Annotated in this window: 10 protein-coding genes; 2 read left to right on the top strand and 8 right to left on the bottom strand. The window is 69.1% G+C overall.

Annotation, left to right across the window (positions count from 1 at the left end):
• Positions 1-700: 700 nt before the first annotated feature.
• The 4 genes from AC08OV_RS01035 to AC08OV_RS01020 all read right to left on the bottom strand — a co-directional run bounded on the left by AC08OV_RS01035 (position 701) and on the right by AC08OV_RS01020 (position 4557).
• Entirely contained in the window at positions 701-1294 is a 594-nt protein-coding gene (locus AC08OV_RS01035; protein WP_476619150.1) for an MFS transporter, read from the bottom strand.
• Positions 1291-3042 carry an ATP-binding cassette domain-containing protein gene (locus AC08OV_RS01030; protein WP_476619149.1) on the bottom strand — a complete coding sequence of 584 codons (1752 nt, stop codon included), beginning with the start codon at positions 3040-3042 and terminating at the stop codon, positions 1291-1293. The genes AC08OV_RS01035 and AC08OV_RS01030 overlap by 4 nt, the downstream gene beginning before the upstream one ends.
• Positions 3043-3558: 516 nt before the next feature.
• On the bottom strand, positions 3559-3708 hold the full coding sequence (locus tag AC08OV_RS01025; RefSeq protein ID WP_476615424.1) for a hypothetical protein: 150 nt from the start codon (positions 3706-3708) through the stop codon (positions 3559-3561).
• A 228-nt stretch (positions 3709-3936) separates the two neighbouring features.
• Positions 3937-4557, bottom strand: coding sequence for a helix-turn-helix domain-containing protein (locus AC08OV_RS01020; protein ID WP_476615425.1), 621 nt, complete (start codon positions 4555-4557; stop codon positions 3937-3939).
• Between the two features lie 129 nt (positions 4558-4686).
• Between AC08OV_RS01020 and AC08OV_RS01015 the strand changes: the two genes are divergently transcribed.
• Both AC08OV_RS01015 and AC08OV_RS01010 read left to right on the top strand, forming a co-directional pair.
• Complete coding sequence (locus tag AC08OV_RS01015) at positions 4687-5538, top strand: hypothetical protein (protein ID WP_476615426.1); 852 nt, start codon at positions 4687-4689, stop codon at positions 5536-5538.
• The gene (locus AC08OV_RS01010) at positions 5531-6022 is read left to right on the top strand and encodes a hypothetical protein (protein ID WP_476619148.1); all 492 of its coding nucleotides are present in this window, start codon (positions 5531-5533) and stop codon (positions 6020-6022) included. Before AC08OV_RS01015 ends, AC08OV_RS01010 begins: the two co-directional genes overlap by 8 nt.
• A gap of 253 nt (positions 6023-6275) precedes the next feature.
• Here the strand turns inward: AC08OV_RS01010 and AC08OV_RS01005 are convergent, their stop codons facing one another.
• From AC08OV_RS01005 to AC08OV_RS00990, 4 genes are all read right to left on the bottom strand, one after another.
• Complete coding sequence (locus AC08OV_RS01005) at positions 6276-6959, bottom strand: Scr1 family TA system antitoxin-like transcriptional regulator (RefSeq protein ID WP_476619147.1); 684 nt, start codon at positions 6957-6959, stop codon at positions 6276-6278.
• Positions 6883-7053 carry a DUF6879 family protein gene (locus AC08OV_RS01000; protein WP_476615429.1) on the bottom strand — a complete coding sequence of 57 codons (171 nt, stop codon included), beginning with the start codon at positions 7051-7053 and terminating at the stop codon, positions 6883-6885. Before AC08OV_RS01000 ends, AC08OV_RS01005 begins: the two co-directional genes overlap by 77 nt.
• Positions 7054-7106: 53 nt before the next feature.
• Positions 7107-8189 (bottom strand): glycoside hydrolase family 26 protein, encoded by a 1083-nt coding sequence (locus AC08OV_RS00995; protein WP_476615430.1) that lies wholly within the window; start codon positions 8187-8189, stop codon positions 7107-7109.
• A 312-nt stretch (positions 8190-8501) separates the two neighbouring features.
• On the bottom strand, positions 8502-8888 hold a 387-nt coding region (locus AC08OV_RS00990), incomplete at its 5' end, for an STAS domain-containing protein (protein WP_476619146.1).

Below are 8888 nucleotides of genomic sequence, written 5' to 3'. Positions count from 1 at the left end.
GGCCCAACCCGGCTGACGACCCCGCCCCACCGAGCCGCCCGCGGACAGCACACCCGATACCCCGCCGACGGCCGCTCCAGCCTGCGCAAACACAAGCGCAGGGCCTCTCACCCGAGCTGAACAGCTACGCGCCGACCAAGCATGGGTCGCCATCCCATGATGCTGCGAGAACGATCAAGCGGCCAAGGAACGCGAACAAGCTGCTCAGATATCGTCCGCATTGCCCTGATTGAGCATGAATTCACGGCGGCCTGCGCCGGAAATGCTAACCAACTGTGGATGCGGATATGGTAAGCCAGCGCCGGTCCAGTCAGGTGGCTGCGTACGGTGCTCCCAGCTTCTCAGCGACAGTGAGCCCCGCCGGTCACACACACAACGACAACGTCGAGCGCGGCGACCAGGTCCGCTCGTGCGGCCGCATCCTCGACGCTCGCGACGGAATCGAGCAGGCGGGGCATGCGCGGGTGTGCGATGGCGATCGCGGCCAAGAGGAGTGCACGGTCCCGCGGGGCGCTCAGCGCCATGGCGACCTCCAGGAGCCGCTCGGCCGCCGCGGCCGGGACCGGGACCGGGTCGAGGAGCCCGGCCCTGGGCGTCGTGTGGCGGCCGGGTGGATGAGCGAGGAGGGGCAGCGAGGGCTGCCCCTCCTCGGGATCAGCGGAGAGCGGGTTCGTGCTGGGAGAGAGGCTGGCTCATCTCCTCATCTCCTCATCTCCTCGGCACGGAGGCGGGCGGCGAGGGTGACGGTGAGGGCGAGAACGGGTGGCACGATCCCGGCCAGGAAGAAGATCAGCTTCACCGAGAAATGCTCGGTGAGCAGGCCGGCCAACCCGATGGACAGGGGCATGAAGGCGACGGAGATGAAGAAGTCGAGGCTGGCCACCCGACCGAGCATCTCCAGGGGAACCTTCTCCTGCAGCAGGGTGCCCCAGAGGACCATGCCGGCGCCGACCAGGCCGCCGTGGACGAACAGCGCGCAGGCGAGACCATACAGGGTTGCGCCGTTGTCGAACCCGTTGCGCATGGTGGCCGGTAGGACAACCTCGACGGGTCCGGTGACGACCAGGCTCATGCCGGCGGCGTAGATGACGGTGACGAGGACCCAGCGGGTGCGCAGGGTATACCGGAAACCCTCGATGAGGTCGCGGGCCGGATGCGGTCGCTCCGCGTCGGGCGTCGACTCCGTCTGCGGTTCGGGCACCGCGAAGATGCAGCCCAGCGCCAGCGACCCGTAGAGCAGGCGGTAGTGGCGGCGGCGCAGCGGGGCGAGCGCCCCCAGGGACGAGGACTTCATCCGGCGATCTCCTGCTGTACGTCGGGATTCTCGTCGGCCGCCCCGGCGGGCAGCAGGTTCAGGTGCGGCCAGCCGGCCAGGTCGGCGAGCAGCAGGCGGTCGTGCGTGGCCACCACGACGGCGGCCGGCGTGTCCAGCAGCGCCGAGGTCAGCTCGTCGACCAGCGCCATCGACAGGTGGTTGGTCGGCTCGTCGAACAGCAGCAGGTTGGGCCGGACCGACAACTGCAGCGCCAGGTCCAGGCGCCGCTGCTGACCCTGTGACATCCGCTGCACCGGGGTCCGCATCGCCTCGCGGTCGAGCAGGCCGGTGGCACCCAGCGGCACCACCTCGCTGTCGCGGAGCCGGCCGGCGGCGATGAGCCGGCCGGTGTACCGCTCGTGCACCTCCTTGGCGCCGACGCCCTCCGGCCAGTCCGGAACCTCCTGCCTGACGAAGGCCACCCGCGCGGTCGGCACCTGGTGCACCCAACCGTCGGTCGGCTGCAGGTCGCCGCCGAGGATCGACAGTAGGGTGGACTTGCCCGCGCCGTTGGCACCGGTCAGCAGCAGCCGGTCGCCACCGTCGAGGTGCAGCGTGACGGGCTGCTCGAGCCGCCCGGTGTGCCGCACCTCCTGCGCCCGCACCAGCGCGGCGCCGCGGCGCACCGACAGGTCAGGCCAACGCAGCGACGGCGGCGGCTCGGGCACGGTGATGCGGTGCGCCTCGAGGGCCTCGCGGTCGCGGTTCAGCGCCTGCACGACGCCCGGCGCCCGTGACTGGCGTTGGTGCTTGCCGGTGCCCTTGTCCGGGCGCCACCCGGTGCTGAGCCGGTCCCGGGCCTGCTGCACGGCCACCTGCAAGCGGCGGTGCTCGACCTGCTGCGCGGTGTAGTCGTGCTCCCAGCGCTCCCGGTCGCGGCGGCGTCCCTCCCGCCAGCCGTCGTAGCCGCCGGCGTACAGGTGGGCGCCGCCGTCCTCGCTGGGGTCCAGGTCCAGGAACTCGTGGGCGACGTCGCGCAACAGCGCGCGGTCGTGGCTGACCAGGGCCAGGCCACCCGGGTGGGCGCGCAACCGGCCGGTCAGGAACGCCAGCCCGTCGGCGTCGAGGTGGTTGGTGGGCTCGTCGAGCAGCAGCACGTCGTACCGCGCGCCGAGCAGGCAGGCCAGGCGGACCCGGTAGCGCTGGCCGACCGACAACGTGCTGAGCAGGCGCGAGCGGTCGGTGCACGCGCTCAGCGCCTCCAGGGCGATGTCGACCCGCCGCTCGGCGTCCCAGGCATCCAGGTCGGTGGCGACCTCCAGGGCGGCGGCGTAGCGTTGTTCGGCTCCCTGCACGCCGCGGGCCAGCTCGTCGGCCGCCGCGTCCAGGGCCCGTACGGCCGCATGTGAGCTGCGCAGGGCCTGGGCGGTGAGGGTGCCGACGGTCCGGCCCTCCTCGACGTGCAGCATCTGCTCGGCCAAGCCAATGGTGCCGACCCGGTGCACCGAACCGGTGTCGGGCGTCAGCAGCCCGGCCAAGACGTGCAGCAGGGTCGTCTTGCCGCGGCCGTTTTCCCCGACGACCGCCAGGCGGGACTGGGCCGAGACCGTGAGCGACACGTTGTGCAAGATCTGCCGCCCACCGAAGGTGACGCTGACGTTCTCGGCCCGCAGGTGCGCGTGCCGACCGGCCGTGAGCGCCTCGCCGGCGGGCACGGGGATGGGCTCGTCGGGAGGATCCTGGTCGCCCCGGGGCATGGTCGACGGATTGGTAGGGATGATGGACACAGAAGAACTCCGCGGCTCGGTGGGAGCCGGGCAAGCTCGAACAGCCGCCCGGCGGTGGACCGGGACGGCGGACAGCCGGAGAAGTGATGCTCGTGGGCGCCGCCGTCAGCGGCAGCTGCGGAGCCTCATCGACGCAATGCCTGTGTGCATCATGATCGTTACACTACACCACCCGATGCCGGGGCGGCCAATCGGATCCGTCCACCATCAGACTTGTGACCTTCAGCGCGGCGCGGTTAGTCTGCAGACGCCGTGACGCCGCGAGGAGGGGCGGACGATGACCGGGTCGCCGGAGCGGCGCCCCTCGGGTAGCAGGACCGCAGGTGGAATCAGCCGAGAGCCAGGCCGCGTGCAGCTGGTGGTCGCCGTCGGCGGGGGGCATGGGCTCGGGTGGGTAGAGCCGGTTGGGACGCCCGGGGAGGATGATCTTGTCTTCGTGGCCTGTGGCGGTGCGGTCCAGGGGCGGCCAGACGAGGGACAACTGGCCCAGTCCGAGACGACCAGCGCCGGCGCGGGTCAGGGGAAGCCAGCGGGCCAGGGTGGCGTCCAGGTGCTGGTCAGGTTCGGCGAGGTCCGCGGCTGTGGTCGCGACGGGACCCGTTCGGGCTGGTCGAGATGGCGCAGCGCATCGACCAGCGCCTCGCGGACCGGGGGCACGTACAGCATCCACGCAGCGAGGTGACTGGGCGGCTACTGTACGGAGCGCGGAGGCTTCGCGGAGGTGCCGGCAATCACTTCCGCCAGATCGGCGACCTGATCAAGGTTGATTGCTGAGATTTTGCTCATTCGCCTTCCTCGCCCGCTACGCCCGGGTCTCCCTCGCATCCCTCGCCCGCTGGCGGCAGCAGACCCCGCGCGGCCCCGCCGCCCGGTGGCACGGAGGGATGAGGCGCTTCAGGTGTCGTCGCTGGTGACTGCCTCGCGGGCGAGGAGGAGGATCGCCTCGATCTCCTCGTCGGTGAGCGTGGCAATGTGCTCCAGCAACTCCTGGCGTGGGTTGGCTATCTCAGGCTGAGGGGCGGGTACCCGGGCATCAGAGTTCTGCGTGGTAGCGCGCTGCTGCCGGTGCTGGACGTATCCCGCAACCAGGCTGCCGGCGGCGACTGCCACGACGCTGCCTGGGAACAGTGTTCCGGTCGCCTGGGCCGCAGCCGGGATCGAGCGCCGCGGGATCCCGACGGCCATGATCGAAGCCATCGGAGTTACAGCTCCGACAAGTTTCAGCGCGGCCTGCGCGCCCGCCCCGGTGGCTGCCGCCCTGAGTAGACGTCTGATGAGTTCGTCGCTGGTGGAGGCGGTGCTGGCGTCGAGCAGCGCCGCGCGGGTCATCAGCTCGGCCGTGCTGACCTGCAGGACCTTGGCGAGAGCGGCCAGCTTGGGCGGAGACGGACGACGAGCGCCCTGCTCGATCTTGTCCATGTAGAGAGGGGTGATGCCCGCCTGTCTGGCCAACTCGGCTCGACTCAGGCCGCGGGCCTCCCGTGCTTCCTTGATGGCGGCGCCCAGCACACTCACCTGTCCAGAGTAGCACGTACGCACAGAACTGGATCAAATCTCGCCCTATTGACACCCACATCGGATTACCTGACCATGGGAAAGCGATCTACTACGGATCGTTCTTGCTCAGAAGACAGGAGACTCGTTGTGGATGAGCTCCGACCGAGCGTCGAGGACGCCGCGACGGCCAGGTTTACGACTCTCGTCCTGGAGTTGCAGGCGATGGCGCACGGGGAGACCGAGATCTTCGATGCGCAGTTCGATCGGCGGATCGCGGCGGCTTCTCTGGGCGACTTCGGGGTGAACCTGGATACCATCAAGGCACTTGTTTCCCGGTTGGCCACGACCACTAACCCGGACGTCAACGCGGATGGCGAGAGGCCTGTGAACAGGGTGCTCGCCGAGCTGGCAGCAGGGCTGGCAGCGGTTGACCGGCACCTGGTCGAGTTTGTGAAGGCGGCGATCAAGGAGATCGAGGAGTTCCTCAACGCCGAGGCGGAAGCCGCTGGCACTGAGCCGGTCAACGTGGAGCTCAAGGACCCCGCAGGTGAGGTCGTCGAGCTGGAGGACTCCCTTCTGTGGAAGCTTATACGTGATGAGCTCCGCGACCAGATCATCGCCGATCTCATCGCTGCCGGCGGTTATGTGGCAGCTGTTCGGGAGTGGCTCAAGAGGAACGCGGCTCAGGCCGCTGCGGCGGTCCCTGCCGGTGCCGGCATCGCTGCGGAAACGGCCGCAGCGGGGGGAGGCGCGGGCGCTGCGGTTGTTCCCGCGGCCTGGCTCGCTGCACTAGTCGGTGCCGGGTATCTCGGCTACAGGACATCTGGGGCGACGGTCCGTGCGGGACGGAAGGACGCGGGCCTGATCCTCAACAGCGCGACGGCGAAGTTCAAGCACCGCCGTGTTCCCGAACTGGACGACGCCGTGGCCAGCACGCGGAAGGACACGATCGACCAGCTTCGGACCACCGGGCTGGCGGAGAGGCCCTGCCATGGTTAGGGATGGCCGTAAGCGTGCGATGGGAGCGTTCAAGGCCGGCGTCGGAGGTGGGGTAGGAAAGGCCGTCGGTGGTGTTGTTGGCGGTGTAGTCGGCGCGCCGGCCGGGCCGACGACGGCGATCGCCGGGGCGGCGTTGGGCGCGGCCGCCGGCTATCTGGCGGGCGAGGCGGTGGAGACCGGTATGGAGAAGGGGGTCGAGGCTGCGGGGAGAATCGCAGACGACCTGCGCACATTCGCGGAGACGGTGGCTGTCATGAGCGTTGGGGCGGTCTATGCGGCGGCCGACAAGACAATCGACCTGGCAGTCGAGGCCGCGACCGCGATAGCTCCTGGCCAGGCGGAACCTCTAGTGACAGCCGCAGGAAAGGCCTGCTCCGCCGTGCCGAGGAACCTCCTGGACCCTCATGGGCTGTACCCCGAGGCTGAACTGGTAGCTGACTGGACGGACGCAAGACGGGCGGGCAAGCAGCGTCGGAAACCCTGACCCGCCGTCGTCTTCCCGTCGCCGTAGGTGTGACCTGGAGGTCCCACTCTCCGTCCTGTGCGCTGCGCCGCTGGCGCTGTTGGACGGCGCAGCGCACGTGCGGGCAACCCCGGTATGCCCTGGTAGGGAAATGACGAACCGGTGAGACATCCACCGCCGACAGGCCGGTGAGAACAGCCGTGGAAGCGCTGGCCAGCAAGAGCCGCAACGGCAGCGAAAACGGTCGGGTGGCCGGGGAGGCGCGCCCAGCCGATCAGAGGGGAACCAGCGCAGGGTGGTGTCGTCCGTGGGTCAGTCCTCGGGAAGACACGCGCGAGCCGCCGCACGGGCGAGGACAGCCTGTGTGGCGGCGGACAGATAGCTGCGCCGACGTGCTCGCCCAGTGCTCCCCCGACCGGCGGAAGGCCAGCGAACGGGTGAACGTGTTCATCTGCAGCGGCACGACGAGCACACCGTCACCGGTCAACTGCTCCAGCCACGCTGGCGCAAGGTCCCACGCCCCGACGGTGACCACGACCGCGTCGTAGTCCGCATGCTCGGGGACGCCGTGCTCCGCATCCGCGGTGACGACGACGACCCGGTCGCCGTAGCCGGCGATCTCACTCAAACGAGCGAACATCTGCGCGTAGAGGGCGATCTCGGTCGGCTGGGTAACCGTCAGGAATCCCGAGACCAGTTCAACGTTCACCTGATCGTTATCGAAGATCCAAAAATCCTCGACTGGGCTGGCCAGGCCACGATCGCAAGAGGCGGGAATGACGCCAAGGGACACTGCGGGCCACGTCGTGACCTCGGCCAGGTGCGCGCACTGGCCGCGCATGACCGCCGGCCCGCCGAAGCCGTTGCGCAGAACGGACTCCTCAATGAGGAATGCGGCGGTGCGCTGGTTGGGACACCAGCTCCGCCACAATCCGGACACGGCGGACCTCGACCCCACGGCCGGCCACCTCGGCGATCAGGTCCAGCCACGGCCGGAGGCCAGCCGCCGCCGGAACTCCTCCTGGTCGCCGACGAGCCGCGCCTGAAACCACGGGTCCCCGGCGACAAACTCGCGTTTGAGGTTCCGCCGGTCAAGAGAGGAAGGTCACCCTGTGGCCATCGAGGACGGCACGGTCGCGGGTTTGCCGAACAGTTCGAGATACCGCTGCGCGGCGTTTGGGTTGAGGTCGGGCGTGAGGGCCGACTGCACGTTCTCTGCCTCCTGGGCGCCGACACTGTAGTACGCCTCGTAGGCAAGGATATCCTGGTTGGACGCGAACAGTTCGTACATCTTCTCGATGTAGTACGGGTTGTCTCCGCCGCCGCCTTTCCTATGGTCCATCCCCCATTCTGGTACCGCGAACTGCTTGCTGTGCTGCCGGGCGAACCTGCTGGCGGTACACGCTCCCGAGTCACTGTTGCAGTTGTCGTCAAAGGTCTCCTGGCTTGTGGACGCCGGATACGAGTCGTACGCGTCGATGCTCACGATGTCGACAACGTCGTCTCCGGGGTAGGCGTCCCATACCCGGCCACCGTTCTGCATCCGGTTCCGGTGTCCGGTCATGTTCCAGTCGATCTGCACGTGCGGCGCCGTGCTTCTGATCGCCGTCACTACCTTCCGGAAGCACTGCTTCCACACCTCGGTATCCCGTGGGGCCCACCAGAACCAGGTGCCGTTGAACTCCCAGCCAGGGCGGACGATCGCGTCCGGCCTGTCATTGCGCACCAGCGTCTGGCCGAATGCCGCCCACTGCTGGTCGTACTCGCCCCGCGCGCACGCCGCCTCATTGCCGTCCTCGGGAAACAGTGGCTGGGCCACCGACAGCATCCCCTGGTAGGCGTTCGGCCGGAAGCTGCTCATCGGCCAGTCGTCGCGGGTGATCGTCTGCCAGCTCCTCCGGGCGGTGAACACGACGGCCACGTCCGTCGGGCGGCCGAGCCATGTCTCCCAGGCGCGGATGTCCTGTGGGGGGTTCGCGTTCGTACCGGACGGCCAGGCCAGGCCACTACCCATCGCAGGGGCGGCCGGTGTCTGCGGCGTCTCCATAGGCGGCTCAGGCTGTTCCTCCGAGCCGCCCACCACGACTAGGAGGACGAGTACCACCACCATGGTGGCCGCAGCGGCGCCGAGCAGCCCGAGTCTCCACCGGCGGGACGTACCGCCGGCCTGTTCACGGCGACGCCCCACGCCTGACCCCCGACTCCGCAGATGGACGTGACTCCTCCGAGCCCGGCGGTGCCCGTGCTCCCCGCCCGTGCCTGTTGCTGTTCCGTCAGGCCCAGGACCCCTTGTCGCACCACTTCGGGCAAACGCCGACGAGGACGAACTGTACCGTAACGTAAGGGTTGAGTTTCCGGAAGCTCCTGGCCTCGACGTACGATGGTGTGCGCCCTACACCAGCGCGTCCCGCGGCGCCCTGTCGGGCGCTACGCCGGTGCTCCGGCAGGCTCCCTCCGGCAGGCTCCGAGACCCGGCTGGGGACTTTCCCGGGATGCCGGGTCAGTGATGGGTGGCGAACTGTCCGGCAGTGCGCCGGTGCAGGTCGGAGCTGGCCTCGTTCAACCCGGCCATCTCGACGTCGACACCACGGCTGCGGTACTTCGCCGCGACTGCCTCCAGTGCGGCCACGGCGGAGGTGTCCCAGATGTGGGCATCGGTGAGATCGATGACGACCCTGGGCGTGGGGTCGGTGTAGTCGAAGGAATGGACGAGCTCGTTAGTCGAGGCGAAGAACAGGTCCCCGGTCAGTGCATAGACACGGATTCCCCCGTCGGGATCGAGGACATCGGCCACCCGGACGATCTGCGCCACCCGGCGGGCGAAGAACACCGCGCCCAACAGCGCTCCGGCCAGAACCCCGAGCGCGAGGTTGCCCGTGGCGACCAT

This window comes from Frankia sp. CeTa3Moorea, from assembly GCF_978021225.1.
The sequence above is the reverse complement of the archived record's forward strand: the minus strand, read 5'-3'. Positions and strand labels throughout refer to the sequence as shown.

Excerpts from the sequence above, each read along its gene's own strand:
- AC08OV_RS01025 (WP_476615424.1), bottom strand. The coding sequence starts at position 3,708 with ATGCTGTACGTGCCCCCGGTCCGCGAGGCGCTGGTCGATGCGCTGCGC.
- AC08OV_RS01010 (WP_476619148.1), top strand. The coding sequence starts at position 5,531 with ATGGTTAGGGATGGCCGTAAGCGTGCGATGGGAGCGTTCAAGGCCGGC.
- AC08OV_RS01035 (WP_476619150.1), bottom strand. The coding sequence starts at position 1,294 with ATGAAGTCCTCGTCCCTGGGGGCGCTCGCCCCGCTGCGCCGCCGCCAC.